This is a genomic window from Chryseobacterium sp. R2ACT005 (genome assembly GCF_049949215.1).
Taxonomy (GTDB): Bacteria; Bacteroidota; Bacteroidia; order Flavobacteriales; family Weeksellaceae; genus Chryseobacterium.
Genome location: NZ_CP188192.1, coordinates 244,102 through 267,824, shown reverse-complemented (window position 1 = coordinate 267,824; position 23,723 = coordinate 244,102). Strand labels below are relative to the sequence as shown.

Below are 23,723 nucleotides of genomic sequence, written 5' to 3'. Positions count from 1 at the left end.
GGGATTTGTATTGGTTATCAGTTAATTTTTATTTTTTAATAATTTTAAGTGACTGCGAGCCTCTTTCAGTATTCACTTTTAAGATATAAATTCCTGCAGGAGCACGTCTCATATCTACAGAGCCTTTTTCTGCATTGATTGTTTCATAAAGCATTTTTTGCCCTGAAACATTATATACTTCAACATCTTTTATTCTGCTGTCATTATTGATGTAAAGGTAATCAACAACTGGGTTCGGATAGAAACTGACTGTATTCTTTTTCGCAGCTTCATTTACAGCTAATACTGTTGCTGTAAATTCAAAGCTTCCAAGATCCGGTGTTACAGCGTTTCTTGTATTGCCATCAGCATCCAATGTAACTTCAACAACCGGAGTTCCTTTATTATCAAGAGCTGCGTTTCCGGTACCAGATACATGGAAGTCTGTTGCTGATACAAATACCGGCAGAACATTTAAAGAATTTACATTACCTCCAAATCCTGACTGGATATCAGCAAGGGTAGCTTTTGCAACTCCCCCGATATAGCCAAGATTAGTTCCGGAAGAATAAAAATTATTATAATTAATGGTAGAAAAAACCGTACTGGCCGCACCGGCATAAATAGCATATCTATCTCCTGCCTGGGTCTGGGTATTTACAAAAAGATTATTTCTCACATCAATACCTCCTGCACCGGTTACCCCACTTGTAATGTTTAAAGCAGATGGCCTTCCTGCAACAGTCTGGCTTACATCCATCACAACAGTATTATAATAAAGCTTATAACCTCCTCCTGCAGTAATGACAACTCCGTTTCCGTTATCATTTACGCCTCCGGTTGTTGCATATCCATAGCCAGCTACACCACTTACAATGTTATTGGCTACTAAGGTATTGGAGGTAGGACTTGTTGTAGCAAGATATATTCCCTGCGCTCCATATCCGAATGTATTGGTATTTTTGATCCCGGATATTTTATTATTAGTGATAGTCATTCCATTTGTCAATGTACCTCCTGCATAAATTCCTGCAAACAGAGACCCCGTTCCGGTGGAGGTAAAATTGGAAATGGTATTTCCTCTTACAATAATATTAGCTGCTGCAGAGGCACCTGTATTACCGGAAGTAATAGTGATCCCGGAAGCTCCTCCAGCACCAGTTCCTGTATAACCAAGATTGGTAATGGTATTTGAAATAATTGAAGAATTCACTGTTGCTGTTGCAAACCAGATTCCTCTTTTTATTTCTGCATTGGTCGTTTCAAAATTACCTAAGGTATTATTACTTACTGTCACTCCATCTGCACCCTGGACATAAATTCCTCCAAGACGGTTCGCATTTGCTCCTGAAGCACTTATATCATTACCAGTAACCAATGTATTCCCTCCATTACCTGCTCCTATAGCTGCAAATAGATAGATTCCCATATAGGCTTTTTTCACAGAATTATTCTGAATGGTAACATTATTAAAAAAACCTCCGGTAGGCGTTGTAGCTCCATCATACATTACCAAAGCTGAAGAATTATTGATACCATTTATAATATTCAGGTTTTTAACCATAATATTGGTATTGGCCGCTGCTGCAGAAGCCGCAATAAATGTAAGGACCTGCGGTGCTGTAACAGAAGTATTGGTAAGGGTAAGATCTTTTGTAGTTCCTGAAGCAGCATTACTTCCATCTAAGGTAATATTACTGCCCAGTATTCTCACTAAAGGCGCACTGGCAACATCTCCTGAAATAGTAGCTGTAACTCCCACTGCCGGTTTGATCCCAACGGAAGTGTAGCTCGTTGCACCACCACTGGCATTCAGGCTGGCAGTTGCTGTTTCGGTTGTATTAGCTGTGATACTGATTGCAATTGCTCCCTGATGTGTTCCCGCATTAATAGCGTCAAATGCTCCCTTTACCGTAGTATAGGTTCCTGTAGCTGTACCTGCCGTAGCAGACACATTCACTTGTGAATAAAAATTTGATGCAGCAAAGCCTGCCATCAAGCAAAATAGAATTTTTCTCATATTATTAATTTTTGTTTGTATTAAATATAAAAAATATTTTTTAATACAACACCAAAAACACTGAAAACCAAACACATAAATTAAATAAAAATTAAACAAAATATCATAAAATCCCTTAAATAAACAACAATATGTGAAACACTTAATGTTTTACAAATAGTAAAATATTGTTTTTTCAGAATTTCGTAAATTTGCACCATGATAAAAATAGGCAACATAGAACTGCCGGAATTTCCACTTTTGCTGGCTCCGATGGAAGACGTAAGTGATCCTCCGTTCAGACGTTTGTGTAAAATGCATGGTGCAGACTTAATGTATTCGGAATTTATTTCTTCTGAAGGGTTGATTCGTGACGCTATCAAAAGCCGTAAAAAGCTTGATATCTTCGATTATGAAAGACCAGTGGGGATACAGATCTTTGGTGGAGACGAAGAAGCTATGGCCATGTCTGCAAGAATTGTTGAAACAGTAAATCCGGATCTGGTAGATATCAATTTTGGATGTCCTGTAAAAAAAGTTGTCTGCAAAGGAGCGGGAGCAGGTGTTTTGAAAGACATTGACCTGATGGTTCGTCTTACAAAGGCTGTAGTAAGTTCCACTCATCTGCCTGTAACGGTAAAAACCCGTTTAGGATGGGACAGCCATACTATCAATATTGATGAAGTAGCAGAACGCCTGCAGGAAACAGGAATTAAAGCTCTTACTATACATGCCAGAACCCGCGCTCAAATGTACAAGGGTGAGGCAGACTGGGAACATATTTCCAGAATCAAACAAAACCCTAATATTGAGATTCCAATCTTTGGAAACGGAGATATTGATTCTGCTGAAAAAGCATTAGAATATAAACAAAAGTATGCATGTGACGGTATTATGATCGGGCGTGCTGCTATTGGTTATCCATGGATATTTAATGAAATCAAGCATTTCTTTAAAACAGGAGAGCATTTACCTGCCCCTACAATATCAGACCGATTATTGGCAGTTCGCCAGCATGCGGAATGGAGTGTTGAATGGAAAGGAGAAAGATTAGGTTTGGTAGAAATGAGACAGCACTACAGTAATTATTTCAGAGGAATACCTCACTTCAAGGACTTCAGAAGAAAATTCCTGGAAGTTTTCACATTGGAAGAAATGAACAGCTTGATCAAAGAAACCCAACAGTTCTACGAAGAATATCAGGCACAGATATAAATAAAAAAACCATCAGTTTTGCTGATGGTTTTTTATTATTTGAACCTTAGATTAATATCCTTCTGACGAGGATTCATTTTTAATCAACGCTAAAGCTGAGGAGGTACCTATTCTTTTTACTCCCATATTGATCATTTTCTCAGCATCTTCAGGAGTTCTTACACCACCTGCTGCTTTTACAGGAAGTTTTCCTGCGTTGTTGAGCATAATTGTTATTCCTTCAAAAGTTGCTCCGTTAGGTTTTCCTTCAGGAGTTTTGTAGAATCCTGTTGAAGATTTAACAAAAATTTTTGACCAATCATTTTCAGAGAAATTCTCTTCGGCCCAAGTAGAAATATTTTTGGTAAGATCTGCAATTTGTTCATCTGTCAAAGCGGCAATTTCAATAATCCATTTTGCTATTTTATGATGTTCAAGAGACAATCTTGTACATTTTACAAATTCATCTTTTACCAGTTCTATATTTCCTTGTAGATAAGCTGTATAATTAATAACGAAATCCAATTCATCAGCCCCATCCTCTATTGCTTTTGAGGCTTCAGCAAGCTTCTCATCCACAGAATAGGTACCTTCGTGAAAGCCTATTACAGTTCCTACTGCAACATTTGAATTTCTTTCCTGAATATATTTCCTGATCTCAGCTACATAATCCGGGCGAATCATTACAGCAAAAATACCATTCTCTATAGCTTCCTGTGCAAGTTCTTTATCTTTTTGAAGTGTTTCTTCATGGGAAATACCTGATTGTTCTGGTGTTTTCAGGTAGGTTGAATCCAAATATTGGGCTATGTTCATATCGTTATACTTTCAATTGTCTGTAAATACCTTGTTCTAAAGATATAAAGGTTTCTGTTCTTGTTACTCCTTTCAGTTTCTGCAGCTTGTTAAGGATCTGCATTAAGTGATCATTATCTTTACACAGAACTTTCAGGAATATGGTATAGTTTCCTGTTGTGTAATGGGCTTCCACTACTTCGTTTATATCATGCAAAGATTTTACCACTTCTGGATAATGGCTTGGCTGATCCAGAAATACACCAATGTAGGAAATCACTTTATATCCTATTTTTTTAGGATTAAGAAATGATATTGAATTTTCAATAACTCCTGCATGTTCAAGTTTTTTGATTCTTTGATGCACTGCAGTTGTGGAAATTCCAACATTTTTTGAAATATGGGCTAAAGAAGTTTTAGCATTATCCATCAACATGTAGATAATTTCCTTGTCAATAGAATCTAAATGATAGCTTGTGTTGCTCGAATTTTTCATTTTCTACTTTTTTATTATTTATGTTTTTTTACTGTAAACTTTTAAATTTTACAAAAACCGGAAAGTGATCACTATATCCTCCCAAATACCTTGTACCAGCATAAGTTCGGAAAGGCCGTCCTTCAAAATTTCTGGTTCTGCTGCGTATTTTTTCAGAATTGAATATTTGGGCATCCTGAAAACTCAGCGTCTTATTATCAAGCAAAGATCTTGACATAATGATCTGATCATACAGCAATCCAGACTTATAATGAAAAGTAGAATAATTTCTTGTAGAAAACAATTGCTGAAAAGGGTTCATTAAAACCTTCTCATGGTCATTGTTATAGAGAATCTGTACTAAATTTTCATCATCCGGGTTTTCGTTAAAATCACCACACAATATGACATGCTCTTTATCAGCATCTACAATTTTCATAATCCGTTGCCGGATTTCATTCAATATAAAGGCTCTTTTAGGTTTATTGATATCTTTTTCTCGCTTAGAGGGAAGATGGGCGATAAAGACATTAATAATTTCCCCTTTATATTTAATTTTTGAAAAAAGTACGTCTCTGGTTGTGTCGTAATTTTCTGTGTTTTTGTTTACTATTTCAAAAAAGAAAGTAATGGTTTCTGAATCTATTACCTCTACTTTATTTTTATCATACAACATGGCTACATCCACTTTTCTTTCGTCCATAGAATTGTAATGTACAATTCCATATTGCGAATCAAAGGGTTCTATCTCCACAAGATCTTCCAGTACTTTCCTTCCGGAAACTTCAGACAATCCTATTACAAATGGCATTACACCATTATCCTCCTTCATCAACTGAAATGCATGGGAGATTTTGAAAAGCTTATTATTATATCTTTTTTCATCCCAATTCCTTAATCCTGACCGGGTAGGATCTAATTTGTGGACAGGTTTCGGATCGGGTAAAAATAAATTTTCAACATTATAAAAAGAGAACAGTTCCATCTACACTAATTTCTATACTTTTAATTTATTATGTTCTTTTTTTCTATAAGATGTAAAATTATTGTTTTTTCAAATTCCTTTGATTCAACTTAAAAAAAACGAATCAATTTCCTATAAAAAACGATTCAAATATAATAAAAAATACCAATGAAATCAGTTATAATAAATTAATTTTTCAATTATTGGAGAGTTTTAACACATTAATCAAAATTGAGATAATACGTAAAAACCAGAATAATAGAAATAAATTTTTAATTTAAAATTAGAAATATTAATATTTTTCACATTTATTAAATTTACAACAAATATTATTCCATTTATCTTCATGACAAACGGAATTCAAAGCGGATAAAAATTAAATAAATTTCAACAATATTTGACTATAATAAATCGGGACGTTTTTCCCTAGTGATCCTTACAGCTTCATCATGACGCCATTCTTCAATTTTTCCTGAATTGCCACTCAGTAAAATTTTAGGTACATCCAGTCCTTTATAACTTTCAGGTCTGGTATAAATGGGTGGTGAAAGAAGATCATCCTGAAAACTATCCGTTAAGGCACTCTGTTCATCATTTAAAACTCCTGGAAGCAGTCTTATGACAGAGTCTGCAAGAACGCAGGCAGCCAGTTCTCCTCCGGTAAGAACATAATCTCCTATTGAAATTTCTTTTGTGATATGGAGATCCCTTACTCTTTGGTCTATTCCTTTATAGTGACCACAAAGAAAGATCAGATTTTCTTTTATAGAAAGTGAATTGGCAATTTTCTGATTTAAAGTCACTCCATCCGGTGTCAGATAGATTACCTCATCATAATTTCTTTGGGACTTAAGCTCTGAGATACACTTATCCAGCGGCTCAATCATCATGACCATTCCTGCCCCGCCTCCGTAAGGTTCATCATCAATCTGCCTGTGCTTATTAACAGCCCAGTCTCTCAGTTGATGAAAATGTACTTCTGCCAGCCCTTTATCCATTGCTCTTTTCAAAATAGAAGTTTTGAATGGACTTTCCATCAATTCCGGAAGTACGCTTATTATGTCAATTCTCATTGTAATGTTTCGTTTTTCTTAGTAGGTAGAATAATTAATCTTAAAGAAGAATCTTTGTTGATATAGCTCCACATCCAGTTGAAGAATATAGCCAGCTTATTTCGAACGCTCAAAATTAGCATTAAATGGAGAAACATCCAGAAATACCACGCCAGAAATCCCTGGAATTTTATAAATGGTAAATCAACAACAGCTCTGTGCTTCCCTATAGTCGCTAGTGAACCTTTATCATCATACTCATATTCTTTCCACTCGTTCTGACTTTTCTTTAATAAATTTTTACCTAAATTTTTTGCCTGATTAATGGCTACGTTTGCTACCTGCGGGTGTCCCTGTGGATATTTTGGAGTTTCCATATAGGCAATATCCCCGATGGCATAAATATTATCGTATCCTTTTATTTTATTATATCGATCTACAATATATCTGTTTCTTACTAATTTTTCTTCGGGGAAACCTCCTACCACATTTCCGGTAACTCCGGCTGCCCAGATTACATTATTGGAAGCTATTTCTTTCCCGCTTTTAAGATGTACTTTATCTCCATCATAATCTGTCACCACTTCTCCACTCATAAAAGTCACTCCAAGGTCTTTGAGGTATTTTTCAGATTTTTCCTGAGCCTCACTGCTCATTACCGCAAGTGGCTTTTCTGTGGAACTTACCAGAATAATCTTCAAATGGTCAAAATTCATGTAGGGATAATCTCTTGGAAGGATGTCTTTTTTCATTTCGGCAAAAGCACCTGCCAGCTCTACTCCGGTAGGTCCGCTTCCTACGATAACGATATTCCAGTTTCCGTCATCGCTTCGGCTTTTTTCAATAATCAGTTTTTCAAAGGTCATCAATACATGATTTCTTATGCTGATGGCTTCCTGGGTATTTTTCATTCCGAAGGCTTTTCCTTCCAGATCTTTGTTCCCAAAAAAATTAGTTTTACAGCCCGTTGCAATGATAAGTTTATCATAAGTAAATTCTGCCTCATCGGTAATTACTTTATTGCTGGAAGGGTCTATTTCTTTCACCTCTGTCATACGGAACTGAGTGTTTCTGGACTGCTGAAAAATTTTTCTGAAAGGGAAAGAGATATTGGAAGGTTCTATCCTTCCTGAGGCTACCTGATAAAAAAGCGGCTGGAACATATGATGGTTCATTTTATCCAGAACGATTACTTTTTTGTTCTTGTTATTCAATGTTTTTGCAAGCTGCAGCCCCGCAAATCCTCCTCCTATAATGATGATTTTTTCGCGTGTTTCCATAATACACAAATTTACTGATTTTATTTTAGCATTTAGCAGTGAAAAAAGTTAGTTTTGCAAAACTTTATGACACCAAAAAAGTACACCAAAAAAACTGCCAAACAGCTCCATAAAACAAGACGGAAGAACTATTTTTTCCGGAGAAAGGTAATATTGGCTATTTTAATTGTAGCTCTTATCGGAACCGGCTTTTATTTAAAGCAATCCATCAGCTATTATTATGCATTGTACTTTAACAAATTTACTCACAAGAAACTCCACAACAGTGAAAGAGAAGCCGCAAGAATTCAGAGGATTTTAACGAGCAACCTTGATAAGACCTATGGTTTTGATGTTTCTCATTATCAGAACAGGGAAGATATCAAATGGGACAGTCTCAGCATTGGTAACAAAACCATTCCGCTGGAGTTCGTTGTAATGCGTGCCACGATGGGAAACCGAAGTGCCGACAAGCATTTTGAGGAGTTCTGGGAAATGGCTAAAAAAAATGATCTTATCCGTGGCGCGTACCATTTTTACAGAGCTGACGAAGATCCTGTTATTCAGGCCAACAACTTTTTAGCAAACGTAAAACTTGAAAGCGGAGATCTCCCTCCTATTCTTGATATTGAAAAAATTCCAAAACGTAAAACGAATAAAAAACTGATTGAAGATCTGAAAGTCTGGTGCAAAATTGTAGAGGAGGCTTATGGTGAAAAACCTATCATTTACACCTATTATCATTATCATAAAGATTTTCTGAAAGATGAATTTGAAGGCTATCCATTATGGCTGGCCAATTACAATGATGTTCCGTCTCCGTCTCCCGATGACCAGTGGGATTTCTGGCAGTTTACAGAAAACGGAATTGTGCATGGCATCAACGCCAAAGTGGATCTTGACATTTATAATGGTAATTCCTGGTCGCTAAGAAGGCTAACTCTGGATTAGAAACAAGAAAGGAAGGTAGAAGCAGGAAGATGGGAGTATATATTCTGACTGATATAACTTCCAGCCTCCATCTTGCCACTTCCTTCCTTTAACTTAATTGCTTTTCCCTAAAAAATTCAGAATATCTGTATTGAGTTGATCTGCATTTTCAAAAGGAATCATATGGGTAGCATTGCTATAAATTTTGAGTTCCGCATTAGGAATTTCTTTGGCAATAAGTTCAGTGTGCTCTGGTTTAATAACATCTTTATCTCCGGCGATCACCAACACTCTGCTTCCAATTTTATTTAAATCTTTTCTGGCGATACGAGGCTGTGTCAGCATGATATTCAGAAGCCTTTGTTCATTAAACTTTTTAGGATCCTTCAGTGCTTTCATGACCAGCATTTTATTTTCAAAATGATCGGTAAGTTTATCATCTACTCCATCAGGAAAAGCATTTGCTCCGATGGTTATTAATTTATTAAGTCTTTCCGGGTATTTCAGAGCGAATTCAAGACCTGTATTTCCGCCATCACTCCAGCCGGTAATGTTTACTTTATTCAATTTTAATTGATCAATAAGTGCCTTTACATCATCAGCAAACATTTTATAAGTAAAATCCTTTTTTGAAGAATCTATACTTTTTCCCTGTCCTCTGGTATCTATTGCAATTACTTTGTACTGCTTTGATAAAACAGGAATCTGCTGATAGAAATCTTTTATACTTCCGGAATTTCCATGAAGCAGAATCAATGGTTCTCCTTCACCATAGATCTCATAATAAAGGTCTGTATCCTGAAGTTTGAGATATTTCCCGGCAGCTGCATTCTGACCATATACCGTCTTCTCCGATTCCTGAACATATTTTGATACATCAGGCATTAGTGCTTCAGCGCTGTCATCCGCAAACCCGCCTTCGTTTTCTGGATTATTGTCTCCGTTTTTATCCATTTTTACATCAATATTAATCGCTGGTGCAGCAATGGTCATTTTCTGCCAGTCTCCATAAAATTCTCTTATAAATCCGGTTCTGAATAAAGCGGCACTTATTTTAATTCTGCCATCAAAATCTTTTAAAAACTGTATTCCGATAAAAAATTTTCCCTGAACCCAGATATTACGATCGTTGACATCCAGTGTATAAGTTCCATCTTTGATCATATTTTCAGTAAGTTCCACAGTAATCTCTTCTTCAAGAATATTTTTGTCCGGGAAACCATTTTTTTCACTGTAAATACTGTATCTCATTAAAACCGGCTGGGTAGAAACATAGCTGGCTATATTCAGATTGATATTTTTAAGCTTAGATCTTTTCTTAGCATTGAATTCTAAAGCCGTTTCTCCCAAAAAACTTTTCTTGTCAAATTCCGGATTAACAGAGTACGTGACGCTTTTTGTTTTTGTATTTACTCCCCAGTTTTTATCAACAAGTTTTTTAGGTTTAATGGTTATCTCTTTAATATTTTTAGTTTTCTCTATTAAAAATATTTTTTGTTGATCATGCTTTTTAAAATCCTGGATTGTTTCCTGATAAATGTCATATCCAGGTACTTCGATTCTTACCTTTTGCTGCGGATCCAGATTGGAAAGATCTATTGAAAAATTTCCTTTTTCGTCAGAAATCGTTCCGGTTGTTTTCTTTTCAACGCCAATTTTCACATAAGAAACAGGTTGATTTTCATTTTTAGAAATAATAGTTCCGGAAATAATCTGTGCATGGAAAGAAGAAGCCAACAAAAGGAAGAATAAGGTATTACGTTTTTTCATGTTAAAAGTTTGATGCAAACTTATTTCTTTTCAACAGCCTGTTCTCACAACGTCTTATTAAATTTAATCTAGCTTTAGTTAAAATTCATTTAAAGCTTTCCGCTATTTTTATGATTATTCTAAAAAACATTTAAAATCCCTGTTTTTAAAGGATATTCATAACTTCTTCCCATGAATGAACTCTTTCGTAAGTCTCGTTTTCTATCAGTTCATTATGAGGTTGGGTAAATATCAATCTCTGTCCGGAAAAATGATCTAAATTTTTGGGATAATCATCAATCATCACATCTCCGGCAACTACTTTTTTGCTTCCGCAAAGAACGATCTGCTCCCAGGTGATGAATGGAAAATGTTCTGCAAGCCAATCATATTTTTCTCTTAAGCTGTTGGGAAATTCCATGCCTGCAGATACAATATACAGATCATATTTATTATTCAGATATTCCATTGCTTCACGGCTTCCCTCCATTACAGGCAAGGTTCTGAAAAACCCTATTTCATTAACGTGTTTTTTTCCATTCGGAAATGATTCTATTTCAGGCTTACCTGTCAAATGACTGATTTCAATTTCTCTTCCTGTATCTCTTTTTTCAAATTGTACCAGCTGATGATATACATCCGCCATTACCCCGTCCATGTCGACAATTACTTTTTTCATTACTTCAATCAGATTTTGTATTATTTATTATTAAAAATGTATTCATTGTGTTTTATCAAATTTACTGATTAGTTTTTTCAGCCCGCCTGTAAACTCTATTAAAAAATTATAAATATTCATTTTTATAAAAGAGGTTCCGAAAAATTTTAGGTTACATTTTCGTATTTTTGCGGTTCAATTCAAAATTAAAATCAAACCATTAATTTCCAATGAATTACGTTTCTGCAGAAAACCTTACCAAATCATACGGCATCAAAGTTTTATTTGAAAACATTACTTTTCACATCAATGAAGGGGATAAAATTGCTATTGTTGCCAAAAACGGAAGTGGAAAATCTACCCTTCTGAAAATATTAATGGGTAAAGAAATTGCAGACAGTGGAACTGCGATCATCAACAAAGATATCCAGGTGGTATTATTTGACCAGGAAATTGATTATGATCCTAAAATCAGCATTGAGGAATTTATGATGGCGCTGGATTCAAAACCTATTCTTGCCCTTAAAAATTACCATCAATCACTTCATTCTACTGATAATGATTTTATTGAGAAAGCATTGGCCGATATGGAAGCTCATAAGGCATGGGATCTTGAAAATGAAATGAAACAGATTCTTTCCCAGCTTAAGATCACTGATCTGGATGCCAAGATGGGAACCCTTTCCGGAGGACAGATCAAGCGTGTAGCGCTTGCTAAACTTCTTACGGAAACAAGAGCCGAGCACAGACATACCCTTCTTATTATGGATGAACCTACCAACCACCTGGATGTGGATATGGTAGAATGGCTTGAAAACTATCTGAATAAGGCAAAAATCACATTATTGCTTGTAACCCACGACCGATATTTCCTTGACAGTGTTTGTGACATTATCTGGGAAATGGAAGATAGAAACCTTTATGTTCATAATGGTTCATATGCTACTTATCTTGAGAACAAAATGATTCGTGAGGAGAATCTAAATGCTACTATTGATAAAGCTAATAACCTTTACAGAAAGGAGCTGGAATGGATGCGCAGACAACCGAAAGCCAGAACCACAAAATCAAAAAGCAGAATTGATGCTTTCTACGAAACGGAGAAGGTTGCCAAAACTGATACCAGAAAAGATGGATTGGAACTGGATTTTGAGATGAAGCGTCTGGGAAATAAAATTCTTGAGCTTAAACATATTGATAAAAGTTTTGGACCAAAAGTTCTTCTGAAAGATTTCAGCTATCAGTTTCAACGTGGTGAAAAGGTTGGAATTATCGGAAAAAACGGAGCAGGAAAATCTACTCTGCTTAATATTATCCAAGGTTTGGAAAAAGCTGATAAGGGAGAAATTGAAACCGGAGAAACTATATCTTTCGGTTATTTCGCCCAGAAAGGTCTTACCTATAAAGAGGATGAGCGTGTGATTGATTTTATCAAGGAGATTGCAGAATTCTATCCTTTAGCCAATGGCAGAAGCTTATCTGCATCACAGTTCTTAAGGCTGTTTCTATTTGATGATCAGACTCAGTACTCTCCTATCTCCAAACTTTCTGGTGGGGAAAAGAGAAGACTTCACCTGATGTATATTTTGTATCAGAATCCCAATTTCCTGATTTTTGATGAGCCTACGAATGATCTGGACCTTCCTACGCTAACGGTTCTTGAAAATTTCCTTCAGCAATTCCAGGGATCTTTGATTATCGTTTCCCACGACAGATATTTCATGGACAGAATTATAGATCATGTTCTGGCTTTTGAAGGAGACGGAAAAATCAGAAATTTTGTAGGAAATTTCTCAGAATACAGAGATGCGAGAGGCCGTGAAGAAGCATTAGAAAAAAACACTATTGTAAAACCTGAGCCTGCTAAAGAAATAGCTGCTGTAACAGAAACGGCTCCAGCTTTTGCCTCTAAAAAAAGAAAATTAACTTTTAAAGAGCAAAAAGAACTGGAAACTATAGAAAAGGAAATGCCTGAACTGGAAGACCAGCGTTCCAAAATTCTGGATCAACTCAACAATGAAGCGGATTACGAAAAGATCGCCAAACTCTCTTCCGAACTGGAAACAGTTTCAGAAAAACTGGAAAACCATGAGATGAGATGGCTGGAGCTTCAGGAAATCCTTTAATAGTTATGAATTAAAAATTATGAATTATGAATTATGAATGAATTTAAGGTTCAAAGTTTAAGGTTCAAGGTTGATAGCAGTCGTGATTAGAAGTTTCCAACCCATTTACGCTCAAACCCTAAAAATCTCAAACGCTCTGACTCATTCATAATTCATTTATAATTTATAATTTATAATTTAATTACTCTTTCTTCTTTTGCACTTTCCAGGGAAGCATCAATGATTTTCATATTCTGAATAACTTCTCTTCCCGGAGATGGCAAAGCATATCCAAACACAATATGCTCATAGATTTGCTGATAATAATCCATATAATTTCCGGCTTCACTGGACGTAAGGCTTCTTTCTGTTTCTAATTGATCATTCAGGAGGTTTAAAATTCCATCCGTTTCTTTCAATGGCTGGGTCCATTCTTTACCATATACAGGAATTGCACCTGCTACTAATTCATTTTCCTGATTATCTGTTCTTTCCTGTAAAAAAGTTCCTCTATCGCCGTGAATAGTATATGCGTAGTGACCTTCTTTACTGAAAACCGATGTTTTTAGTCTTACTCTCAGATCATTTTTATAGAATAGCAGAATCTCGAAATAATCATTTGCGAATTCTTTTCCTTTCATAGAAAATACATCTGCAAAAAGTTTTTCAGGATATCCAAAATACTGTACAGCCTGGTCTACAAGATGTGCTCCCAGATCATGAAGTGTTCCTGAACCTACCTGGTCCGGACTTTCTTTATGCTGTTTTCCACTAGGCGTTGTACGGAATCTGTCAAAACGAATTTCAGCTTCTTTAATATTCCCTATTTTTTCATCATTTAAAATCTTCTGAACCTGTAAGAAATCACGGTCGAATCTTCTGTTTTGATACACACTTAAAAACAATCCTCTTTCTTCCGCCAACTGCACCAGTTCTTCAGCTTCGGAAACATTTACAGTAAAGGGTTTTTCTACAATAATATTTTTTCCGGTTTCCAATGCTTTTTTGGCATATTCATAGTGAGTCTGGACAGGAGTATTGATGATAACCAGCTCTACATCTGCATGCTGAAGCATTTCCTCTACAGAACGGTAAATGGTTGCTTCAGGATATTTCTCTTTAGATTCTTCCTTGCTTCTTTCCACTACAGCAGATATAAAAAATCCCGGATGTTCCTTTAAAAAGGGAGCATGGAATACTTTTCCACTCATTCCAAAGGCGCAAAGCCCTGCTTTTACCAATTGCATATTATAATTTTTAACAAATATATTCATAAAAAATTCTCTATTCTCCAGTCTAAAAAAAGTATAGAAATAATCCATCTCATCAGCTGCAAGAATATGATTTAAATCATAAATTTATTTTTATCTATTCTAAACAAATACTTACATTTGCGCCTTATTTAAAACTGTTCTACATAAAAATAAAATGAAAAGACAACTACTTTCTTTAGGTCTTCTATTTATCGCTGTTTCAGCGAGTTCACAGATGAAAAATGCGGAAGCAGACACCATCAGAACTCAGACCATTGAGGATATTAATCTTCACAAAACAGGAAATCCTAACCAGGCAAGACCATTATCGACAAAATCAAACCTGACGGTAATGGAAAATCCACAGCCTATTGCTATTGTTACCCATGAAATCATTGAGCAGCAACAAGCAAAACAATTGAGTGATGTTCTTCAAAATGTAAATGGATTGTATATCACTTCATCCAGAGGAAATTCTCAGGATAGCTTTGGTGGACGTGGTTTCATTTTAGGAAATGATAATATTTTTAAGAATGGTTCAAGAATAAACAGCGGTGTTTTCCCTGAAGTAAGTGGTCTGGAAAGAGTAGAAGTTTTAAAGGGAGCTAATGCGATGCTCTTTGGTAATACAGCTGCCGGCGGTGTTATCAATATGATTACAAAAAAACCTAAATTCAATTTTGGTGGAAGTGTAGGGCTAAACGGTGGAAGCTGGAATTCTTACAAACCTACTGTTGATATCTATGGTCCTTTATCAAAAAATATTGCATTCAGAATCAATGGTGCTTATGAGCATGCTGAAAGTTTCAGAGATGTTGTAGAATCAGAGAAATATTACTTCAATCCTTCATTCCTTTTCAATTTAAGCCCAAAATCGCAATTGATCGTTGAAGCTGATTATCTTAAGAATAATTTTACTCCTGATTTCGGTCTTGGATCCATCACCAATCCTGATGGAAGCTATAAAATCAATGACCTACTCCCTAAAAATGCTTTCTTAGGAGCCGACTGGCAATATCAAAATGTAGAACAAGTTTCTACCAACATCACTTTTAATCATCAGTTTACTGAAAAATGGTCATTAAATACTGTAGCTTCTTATCAGAATTATACTAAGGACTACTATTCTACTGAAAGAGTACAATGGGGATATGAAAAGAACACGAACCGTCTTTTCTGGCAAAGACCTTTAAATAAAACATTTAACGAACAAAATTACACTTCATTACAAGTTAATATTAATGGAGAGTTCAATACCGGAAAAATCAATCATAAGGTTTTAATTGGTACTGATGGAGACTATGGTGTTCAAAATAACTACACTTATACCAATCCAACTATTTATGGGACTAATGGCAATACTTCACCCATTAATAACAACCTTTATTTAGATGATTCATCAAGTTGGGCTAGTGGAAAAATGCCTGATGCTTCTTTAAAAGACAGAACAAGAATTCCTACACAAAGATTTGGTATTTACATTCAGGATTTCATAAGCCTTACCAAACAGTTTAAAGTAATTGCTGGTTTAAGATGGTCTTATTTAGAAACAATGACTAATACTAAAAACACATTTTCAAACGACCTTGGAGATGTTGATCAAAAAAACACTGCTATATCAGACAGAGCATTTTCTCCAAAAGCTGGTTTAGTATATATGCCAAATGATAACCTTTCTGTATTTGCAACTTACACCAATTCTTTTGCTCAAAATACTGGAAAAGACATTTATGATCAAGCATTAAAGCCTACTACTATTGATCAATATGAAGCAGGAGTAAAAAAGAATTTTTGGAATAATGCTTTAGCTGTAAACCTGACAGCATATCAAATTGTTTACAATAACTATTATCAAACCGCACCTCAATTAGCAAATGGGCAGGCGAATTCAGATTCATTCTATAAAGAATTCGCAGGAAAAATGAGAAGCCGTGGTGTTGAATTGGATATCACTGGAAATCCAACAGAAAATTTATCCATTATTGGAGGATTCTCTTACAACAACTCTGTATATCTTGATACACCAGACGGTTTTGGATATGTTGAGAAACAAAGATTGGTAAGAACACCAGCTACAACAGCTAACGCTTCTGTATTTTATAAATTCACACGTTTTGCAAAGGGATTGAAAGTAGGCGCAGGAGCTTACTTCATCGGTGATAGATTAGCTGGATGGAATGATACTAAAAATGGTTCTACCGGCTTAGGTGCGCGTAATGGAATCAGTAGATCATTTGCTTTAAAAGATTACACTACCGTAATGGTATCTGTAGGGTATGAGTGGAAAAAATTCTCAATCCAAGGGAAAGTGGGCAACCTGTTTGATGTCGAAAACTACAATGTTCACGAAAATTATTCAGTGAATCCTATCACTCCGAGAAACTACTATTTCACGCTGACATATAGACTTTAGAATTCTTTTTTATAATAATTCTTTCATTAAAAGTGGAAATTGCATTTTTGCAGTTTCCACTTTTGAAATTTTAAAACAAAAACAAAACAATAAGATATGGATAAGATTAAAGACACAAGAAGTTTCATGAGAATTACGCACCGTTACCTGGGATATTTCCTTGCCGGAATTATGGCAGTGTATTCATTAAGTGGAATCCTTCTGGTGTACAGAGACACCGATTTTCTGAAGAACGAAAAGAAATATGAAAAGAATATTGCCGCCAATCTTTCTGAAAAAGAACTAAAAAAAGAACTGAAGATGAAAGGTCTTGAGGTGGAAAAAACAGAAGGAAGTGTTCTTTATTTTAAACAGGGAACTTATGACAGCGCAACCGGAAAAGCAAAGTATACCAAGAAAGAATTACCTTTCGTATTAGATAAAATGGTTTCTCTTCACAAGTCGCAGTCAAAAGATGCTATATCTCCCCTAAGTGTTTTCTTCGGAGTTTCTCTTTTCTTTTTTGTAATTTCAAGTTTCTGGATGTTTAATCCTAAAACCAAAGCTTTCAAACGCGGAATCAAGTTTACTATTGCAGGACTGATCATATCTATAATCCTTTTATTTGTTTAAATAATCAGGAAACTGAACAAAAGGAAAAAAGCACTTGAAATTATTATTCTTTTTTATCATTTTCTTTTTAAAACCCACCTTTTATTTTCTTTATCATTATGGAATCCTCAGCGAATATGTTAAAAAGATGAATTATAACTTCCTGATAATATTAACGTTTATTTAGAAAAATTACCTAAAATTAAGAGTCTGGCACATTTATTGTTTTTTCTATAACACGTGAATAATAAACATTTAATTATTAAAATAATAAATTATGAAAAAACTTATTTTAACAGGGATATTAGCCGTAGCAGGTTTAACAGCAACCGCAAACGCTCAGATTCAGAAAGGTAATTGGATGGTAGGAAGCAGCTTGGTAACAAGTAATTTTGGATTAAATACAGGTGGTGGATACCAAATTAACCTACAACCAAAAGGAGCTTATTTCATTGAAGACAACGTAGCTGTGGGAGGATATGTAAATTTAGGTATTGGCAAATCTTCTAATACTTCTAATACAAGATTTGATTATGGCGTAGGAGCTTTAGGCCGTTATTATCTTTCTCCTGGAGAAAAAGGTGTTGATAACTTATTACACCACGGAAGATGGTTTTTTGAAGGTAACGTAGGTGTTGGTGGTTATTCTATCAGCCAAGGAGGTAACTCTACAACAGGACTTGATTTTGGTGCAGGACCGGGTTATTCTTACTTTATCACTCCAAATATTGGTCTAGAAGGTTTAGTAAAATATGCAGGTGTTACAGGTTTCGGAAATCAAGGTTTAACATCTAATATTACTTTTAACCTAGGATTTAGTATTTATTTACCAACTTCTAAGGCTAAACAAGCAATCAATGAAGTAAAGTAATCAATTGATTTACTTATAAATTAATTATAAAATGAAAGCGCCCCGGAATAAAATTCCGGGGCGCTTTTCGTACAAATTAAAACTAAACTATAAAAAATCAAATAAAATCATGTATTGGGTTGTGGCGTGTATCGTAAATAGGGTTTTATTTCCGTCACTCCTTTTGGGAATATCTTCCTTGCTTCTTCTGTAGAAATCGTTGGCGGAACAATGACATCTTCTCCATTTTCCCAATTAACAGGAGTCGCTACGCGATAATTATCTACCAATTGTAGAGAATCCAGCACTCTAAGGATTTCGTCAAAATTTCTTCCTGTAGAGGCCGGATAGGTAATAATTAGTCTTACTTTTTTGGAAGGATCAATAATCAAAAGAGAACGTACAGTAGCTGTCACCGAAGCATTAGGATGAATAAAATCATACAGCTCTGAAACTTTTCTGTCTTTATCAGCAATAATAGGAAACCGGACATTGGTATTCTGAGTTTCATTAATATCTTTTACCCAGTTTTGATGATCCTCTACTCCATCTACACTTAAAGCAATCACTTTCGTTCCTCTGGCAGCAAATTCAGACTGCAATTTTGCAGTATATCCCAACTCTGTAGTGCATACCGGGGTATAATCTGCAGGATGTGAAAACAAAATCCCCCAGGAATCTCCCAGATAATTATAGAAATTGATATCACCTAAAGATGACTCTGCCTGAAAGTTGGGTGCCGTATCTCCTAGTTTAATTGACATAATGCGTTTCTTTTGTAGTCTACAAATTTAGTAGACTTTTTGGAACTGGCAAATTTTTTGATGAAAATTTATATCTTTAATTAAAATTTTATTCATGGAGAAGACCGGACTCAGGTATGTAGATCTTGTTTATAAAGTATTGGAAAACTGGTATGTGACATTTGCTGAGCTTACCCCCAAACTTATTGTCGGAATTTTAGTCTTTACATTTTTCCTGATCACCAGCAAATATTTAAGCCAGATAGCCGTAAAACTCTTCCACAAATTCTTCCCGAAGAGCAAAAAAGAGAGTTCATTAGTTACTTTAATCAGTATCTTCAGATTCCTGATCATGCTGATGGGAACTTTTATTGCCCTTGAAATAATGGGTTTCAGTGGCTTTCTCTGGAAGTTTATCGGAAGTCTGGGAGTTGCAGGGGTTATTGCCGGGGTTGCCCTGAAAGATCTTGTATCCAGTATTTTCTCCGGAATGCTGATTGGAATTGACAAAGCATATAAAGTAGGTGATTATATTACGATTGGGGCGCATTCAGGAACGGTACAGGAAATCGGTTTTTTAACGACCAAAATTCTTACTGATGACGGGAAGAAGGCTTATATTCCCAATCAGGTTGTTTTCAATGCTCCGTTTTATAATATTACCGCTTCCCCACAGCGCAGGATTATTTTAAACTTTGAAATTCCTGCTGATGAAGATATCAGTATAGCACAGAAAGGAATTCTGGATGTGATTAAAAATCTTGACAATGTGGATAAGCTAGACACCATAGAGGTCATCTTTACAGATCTGAAACAAGGTGCATTTAATCTTCAGGTGAAGTTCTGGATAAAAGTGGGTGCTAACCTGGCTCAGGTAAGAAGTAAGGCTTATTTAGGGATTAAAGAGCGTTTTGATGTGGATAAAGTTCAGCTGGTAACGCCTACGAGTATCAGTATTACCAACGGGGAGAATAATTTGCATGAAAGTCAGGATAAATAAGGATAACTATAATATAATGATGTTTATTCCTTTTAATTCTTTATAAAATTTGAAACCTTATAGTTTTTGAAAACCGATAAGCTTAAAAAGACTGCTTCAAAAAATGAAGTAGTCTTTTTTAAGGATGCTTTGTAAGAGGTTGGAAATCGCAAAGACGCAAAATATTTTTTCTTTGTGTTGTAAGGCGCCAGGATTTTATCTGCGATAAAATTGAATACTTTACATGTTTCAGAAATCTATAAGGTTTGGAAATATAAAAGCATCAATAACCAATGAAGCATCCCTTTCTACTGAAAACAAGGATAAATGTTTTTATATTGATTCACTGGTTGAATTAGGCTATGTATTCTATCCTTTTTAGATCCAAATTGTTATTACATAATTTCTTACTTTTATATAAGATCTTAATCCACAAAATAATGTCATCACAATCCAATTCATTCCTACCTATTGAATCAAAAACTTCAAAAGGGCTTGCTTTATTGATTAAGATAATTGGCAGATCTTTTTTAATTTTGACCCCTTTATCCGTTATAATAATGGCTGTAATGGTAATAAATGCAAAAGAAATCTCTGTAGGAATAAAGATTGTTTTAATTGTCCTTTTTATGGCAATCCTAAGTTTTTGTGTCTGGATGCTTTTTCAGAAAAATTCCAAAAATACAACTATCCATATTATTGTTGATGAAAAAGGAATTCACCATTACTGCAACCGGGACATTTTATATTTCATAACCTATGCTGAGCTTCATTCAAACCCGGAATCGGGGAAATATGATGTGTTATTGACTGAGTATGATGAATCTGCTCCTAGTTTATGCATTCATCTCTTTGAGCCTGCATTAAAGAAAGCCACCCGAAAAACTGTCAATTTAAATATTGATACAGTGATTACCAATGGTAATCTGTTACTCAAAAATTTTGTAAAAGGAATCTTGATTTTCAGGCCGGACTTAAAAATTGCACCCAATGTTCTGGATCTTTACCATCTGGAGGAATTCAATAAATAAAATCATATTATTTCAACGGTCAGACCCTCAAAATAATAACAAAAAAAACCGTTCCAAAAATGGAACGGTTTTCTATTTATTTGAAAGTTTCAGATTAAGCTAAAACTTCTTTTACTTTGTTTGCAGCTTCTTCTAAAGTAATTGCAGAGTGTACCGGAAGACCAGACTCGTCAATTAATTTTTTAGCTTCTACAGCGTTAGTCCCTTGTAATCTTACGATCAATGGAACCGGAAGGCTACCCATCGCTTTGTAAGCATCTACAACTCCCTGAGCAACTCTGTCACATCTTACAATACCTCCGAAGATGTTGATCAAAATAGCTTTTACGTTTGGATCTCTTAAGATGATTCCGAAAGCAGTCTGTACTCTCTGAGCATCAGCAGTACCTCCTACGTCAAGGAAGTTTGCAGGGTTACCACCTGACAATTTGATGATATCCATAGTTGCCATTGCAAGACCAGCTCCGTTTACCATACAAGCAACGTTACCATCTAGTTTTACGAAGTTAAGACCAGCTTCACCAGCTTCTACATCCATTGGATCTTCTTCTCTTGTATCTCTAAGTTCAGCTAAATCTTTGTGACGGAACAATGAGTTGTCATCTAAAGTTACTTTAGCATCTACAGCGATAATCTTGTTATCAGAAGTTTTTAATACCGGGTTGATTTCGAAAAGAGAAGCATCAATTCCTGTATAAGCATTGTAAAGAGATGAAATAAATTTCACAAATTCTTTGAATGCATTTCCTTCAAGACCTAGATTGAAAGCAATTTTTCTAGCCTGGAATCCTTGAAGACCGATAGCCGGATCAATAAGTTCATTGTGGATCAAATGAGGAGTTACTTCTGCAACGTGCTCAATATCCATACCACCTTCAGTAGAATATACGATTGTATTTTTTCCTTCAGCTCTATCTAAAAGAATAGAAACATAAAATTCTTTAGTTTCAGATTCTCCCGGATAATAAACATCTTCTGCAACCAAAACAGAGTGTACTTTTTTACCTTCAGCAGAAGTTTGAGGAGTTACCAACTGCATTCCGATGATATTCTGAGCGTTCTCTTTAAGTTTATCCATATTTGGAGAAAACTTAACACCCCCACCTTTACCACGACCACCTGCGTGAATCTGCGCTTTTACAACCCAAGCCTGTGCTCCGGTTTCAGCAGTCAATTTTTCAGCAGCTGCTACAGCTTCTTCTACGTTGTTTGCAACGAAACCACGTTGGATAGCTACTCCATACTTTGATAAAATCTCTTTTGATTGATACTCGTGAAGATTCATATTATTTTTATTATTTTATTTTAATATTTAAAGGTTGACAAATTTACTAAAAAGACATGGAAGTTCAAGTTTATTGACTTAAAAATTAAAGTCTGATCGACTTGATTTTTAACATATCATTCAAATTTCCTTTATTCTTCCACTAATTTCTCAGATTGTGATCCGATGAACGGAATTCTTGGAGCCAGAAAATATCCTGTAAGACTCGCAAATAATATTGGTACAAAATAAGTAAACCCGGTAAGTGTTCCTAAGATAATGGTAGTACTCATCGGTGTTCTTGTTACACACGCATTGATTGCTGCCATGCAGCTTACAATTGCTAATGTGGTATCTACAGCTGGAAATAAATTATGAATAATGAGTCCCAATGTTGTTCCTACAAAGAACAGCGGAATGATAAATCCTCCTCTCCATCCTGAAGTTACCGTAATGGCAATAGCCAGTATTTTAAAAACCAAAATCAGGATTAAAAAATTCAATCCGAAATTGCCACCGATCAGCTGATTGATCTCGTTATGTCCAAAGTATCTTGTAATAGGGAAATTATAGGCAATGATTCCTAAAATAATTCCTCCTACTAATGTTTTAATATATATTGGGAACGCTCTGTATTCGAAAACTTTCTTGAAAAATTTGACTACAAAAATGAAAATCCATCCAAAAAATGTTCCCACAATTCCGAATAGTGCAGCATATAGAAAATCATATACTCCTGTATAATGATACGCTTTCAGATCCCAGGTTGCCCCGATTCCTAAATGGATAATCAAAGCAAACATCAGATAACTGAAACAGCTTGCTACCAACGCAGGAATAATGGCTTTATAATATTCTACGGCATGTTTATGATGCAGGATTTCCAGGGAAAAAAGACTTCCTCCAAGCGGTGCACCAAATAATGCGGTAAAACCAGAAGCCATCCCGGCAATACTCAAAGAACGCAGTTCTTCACCTTTTAATCTGAAAATTTTCCCCAGCCAGGTTCCTGTAGAACCAGTTACCTGTACCAATGGAGCTTCCGGTCCCAAACTGCCTCCTGAAGCTACACAAAACAAAGAGGAAAGAATCATCGAAGGATTATTCTTTGGTTCCAGTTTTCCCTTATTGAATCTGATGTTATTAACGATCAAATGAATTTCTCCCGGATCACCGATAAAATGAATCACTAACCCAGCCAATAACCCGCAGATTGCCATTGTCGGAATCACCTGCCAGCCTTGAAATTCGGCCAGGAATTCAGTGAAATGTTCCAATACGATCCAATATCCTCCGGCAATAATACCACCTACAAGGCCTGTAACAGCCCACATAAAAAAAGTACGGCTGAATACAAACGGATTGAATCTGATGGGTTGATCTAAGAGATTGAATGTTCGTATTAACCGTCTTCTTCTATTGATTTTCATTTTAATTTAT

At 35.5% G+C, this 23,723-nt stretch carries 20 protein-coding genes; 8 read left to right on the top strand and 12 right to left on the bottom strand.

The window, feature by feature from the left end:
- Window positions 1-28 precede the first annotated feature (28 nt).
- Window positions 29-1,999, bottom strand: a complete 1,971-nt coding sequence (locus ACPF63_RS01245; RefSeq protein WP_426481721.1) for a T9SS type A sorting domain-containing protein — start codon at window positions 1,997-1,999, stop codon at window positions 29-31.
- 198 nt (window positions 2,000-2,197) lie between these two features.
- On the opposite strand from ACPF63_RS01245, the gene dusB reads away from it, so the two are divergent.
- Window positions 2,198-3,193, top strand: coding sequence for a tRNA dihydrouridine synthase DusB (dusB, locus tag ACPF63_RS01240; protein WP_426481720.1), 996 nt, complete (start codon window positions 2,198-2,200; stop codon window positions 3,191-3,193).
- A 51-nt stretch (window positions 3,194-3,244) separates the two neighbouring features.
- Here the strand turns inward: dusB and deoC are convergent, their stop codons facing one another.
- The 5 genes from deoC to ACPF63_RS01215 form a co-directional block, all read right to left on the bottom strand.
- Window positions 3,245-3,988 carry a deoxyribose-phosphate aldolase gene (gene deoC / locus ACPF63_RS01235; RefSeq protein WP_426481719.1) on the bottom strand — a complete coding sequence of 248 codons (744 nt, stop codon included), beginning with the start codon at window positions 3,986-3,988 and terminating at the stop codon, window positions 3,245-3,247.
- A gap of 4 nt (window positions 3,989-3,992) precedes the next feature.
- Window positions 3,993-4,463, bottom strand: coding sequence for an Lrp/AsnC ligand binding domain-containing protein (locus ACPF63_RS01230; protein WP_047379047.1), 471 nt, complete (start codon window positions 4,461-4,463; stop codon window positions 3,993-3,995).
- A 28-nt stretch (window positions 4,464-4,491) separates the two neighbouring features.
- A complete protein-coding gene (locus ACPF63_RS01225) occupies window positions 4,492-5,427 on the bottom strand; it encodes an endonuclease/exonuclease/phosphatase family protein (protein WP_426481718.1) in 936 nt (311 codons plus the stop codon).
- A 380-nt stretch (window positions 5,428-5,807) separates the two neighbouring features.
- On the bottom strand, window positions 5,808-6,479 hold the full coding sequence (gene trmD, locus ACPF63_RS01220) for a tRNA (guanosine(37)-N1)-methyltransferase TrmD (protein WP_077419016.1): 672 nt from the start codon (window positions 6,477-6,479) through the stop codon (window positions 5,808-5,810).
- Window positions 6,476-7,738: an NAD(P)/FAD-dependent oxidoreductase gene (locus ACPF63_RS01215; protein ID WP_426481717.1), complete on the bottom strand. Its 1,263-nt coding sequence runs from the start codon at window positions 7,736-7,738 to the stop codon at window positions 6,476-6,478. Before ACPF63_RS01215 ends, trmD begins: the two co-directional genes overlap by 4 nt.
- A 66-nt stretch (window positions 7,739-7,804) precedes the next feature.
- Between ACPF63_RS01215 and ACPF63_RS01210 the strand changes: the two genes are divergently transcribed.
- On the top strand, window positions 7,805-8,668 hold the full coding sequence (locus tag ACPF63_RS01210; protein WP_426481716.1) for a glycoside hydrolase family 25 protein: 864 nt from the start codon (window positions 7,805-7,807) through the stop codon (window positions 8,666-8,668).
- 93 nt (window positions 8,669-8,761) lie between these two features.
- Here the strand turns inward: ACPF63_RS01210 and ACPF63_RS01205 are convergent, their stop codons facing one another.
- Complete coding sequence (locus ACPF63_RS01205; RefSeq protein WP_426481715.1) at window positions 8,762-10,417, bottom strand: alpha/beta fold hydrolase; 1,656 nt, start codon at window positions 10,415-10,417, stop codon at window positions 8,762-8,764.
- Window positions 10,418-10,562: 145 nt separating this feature from the next.
- Window positions 10,563-11,075: a 5' nucleotidase, NT5C type gene (locus ACPF63_RS01200; RefSeq protein ID WP_426481714.1), complete on the bottom strand. Its 513-nt coding sequence runs from the start codon at window positions 11,073-11,075 to the stop codon at window positions 10,563-10,565.
- A 209-nt stretch (window positions 11,076-11,284) separates the two neighbouring features.
- Here ACPF63_RS01200 and ACPF63_RS01195 point away from each other — a divergent pair, with 209 nt between their 5' ends.
- Complete coding sequence (locus ACPF63_RS01195; protein ID WP_426481713.1) at window positions 11,285-13,180, top strand: ABC-F family ATP-binding cassette domain-containing protein; 1,896 nt, start codon at window positions 11,285-11,287, stop codon at window positions 13,178-13,180.
- 170 nt (window positions 13,181-13,350) lie between these two features.
- On the opposite strand, the gene ACPF63_RS01190 is transcribed toward ACPF63_RS01195, so the two are convergent.
- Complete coding sequence (locus ACPF63_RS01190) at window positions 13,351-14,406, bottom strand: Gfo/Idh/MocA family oxidoreductase (RefSeq protein ID WP_426481712.1); 1,056 nt, start codon at window positions 14,404-14,406, stop codon at window positions 13,351-13,353.
- A 181-nt stretch (window positions 14,407-14,587) separates the two neighbouring features.
- On the opposite strand from ACPF63_RS01190, the gene ACPF63_RS01185 reads away from it, so the two are divergent.
- The 3 genes from ACPF63_RS01185 to ACPF63_RS01175 all read left to right on the top strand — a co-directional run bounded on the left by ACPF63_RS01185 (window position 14,588) and on the right by ACPF63_RS01175 (window position 18,287).
- On the top strand, window positions 14,588-16,825 hold the full coding sequence (locus ACPF63_RS01185; protein ID WP_426481711.1) for a TonB-dependent siderophore receptor: 2,238 nt from the start codon (window positions 14,588-14,590) through the stop codon (window positions 16,823-16,825).
- Window positions 16,826-16,921: 96 nt separating this feature from the next.
- Window positions 16,922-17,437: a membrane protein gene (locus ACPF63_RS01180; protein WP_047386348.1), complete on the top strand. Its 516-nt coding sequence runs from the start codon at window positions 16,922-16,924 to the stop codon at window positions 17,435-17,437.
- A gap of 256 nt (window positions 17,438-17,693) precedes the next feature.
- Window positions 17,694-18,287, top strand: coding sequence for a hypothetical protein (locus tag ACPF63_RS01175; RefSeq protein WP_426481710.1), 594 nt, complete (start codon window positions 17,694-17,696; stop codon window positions 18,285-18,287).
- Between the two features lie 107 nt (window positions 18,288-18,394).
- Here the strand turns inward: ACPF63_RS01175 and ACPF63_RS01170 are convergent, their stop codons facing one another.
- Window positions 18,395-19,030 carry a peroxiredoxin gene (locus ACPF63_RS01170; protein ID WP_426481709.1) on the bottom strand — a complete coding sequence of 212 codons (636 nt, stop codon included), beginning with the start codon at window positions 19,028-19,030 and terminating at the stop codon, window positions 18,395-18,397.
- Window positions 19,031-19,124: 94 nt separating this feature from the next.
- On the opposite strand from ACPF63_RS01170, the gene ACPF63_RS01165 reads away from it, so the two are divergent.
- Window positions 19,125-20,009: a mechanosensitive ion channel family protein gene (locus ACPF63_RS01165; RefSeq protein WP_426481708.1), complete on the top strand. Its 885-nt coding sequence runs from the start codon at window positions 19,125-19,127 to the stop codon at window positions 20,007-20,009.
- 548 nt (window positions 20,010-20,557) lie between these two features.
- Window positions 20,558-21,019, top strand: a complete 462-nt coding sequence (locus tag ACPF63_RS01160; RefSeq protein ID WP_426481707.1) for a hypothetical protein — start codon at window positions 20,558-20,560, stop codon at window positions 21,017-21,019.
- A gap of 94 nt (window positions 21,020-21,113) precedes the next feature.
- Here the strand turns inward: ACPF63_RS01160 and sucC are convergent, their stop codons facing one another.
- Entirely contained in the window at window positions 21,114-22,304 is a 1,191-nt protein-coding gene (sucC, locus tag ACPF63_RS01155) for an ADP-forming succinate--CoA ligase subunit beta (RefSeq protein WP_047386334.1), read from the bottom strand.
- Window positions 22,305-22,435: 131 nt separating this feature from the next.
- Window positions 22,436-23,713, bottom strand: coding sequence for a chloride channel protein (locus tag ACPF63_RS01150; protein WP_426481706.1), 1,278 nt, complete (start codon window positions 23,711-23,713; stop codon window positions 22,436-22,438).
- Window positions 23,714-23,723: the final 10 nt, after the last annotated feature.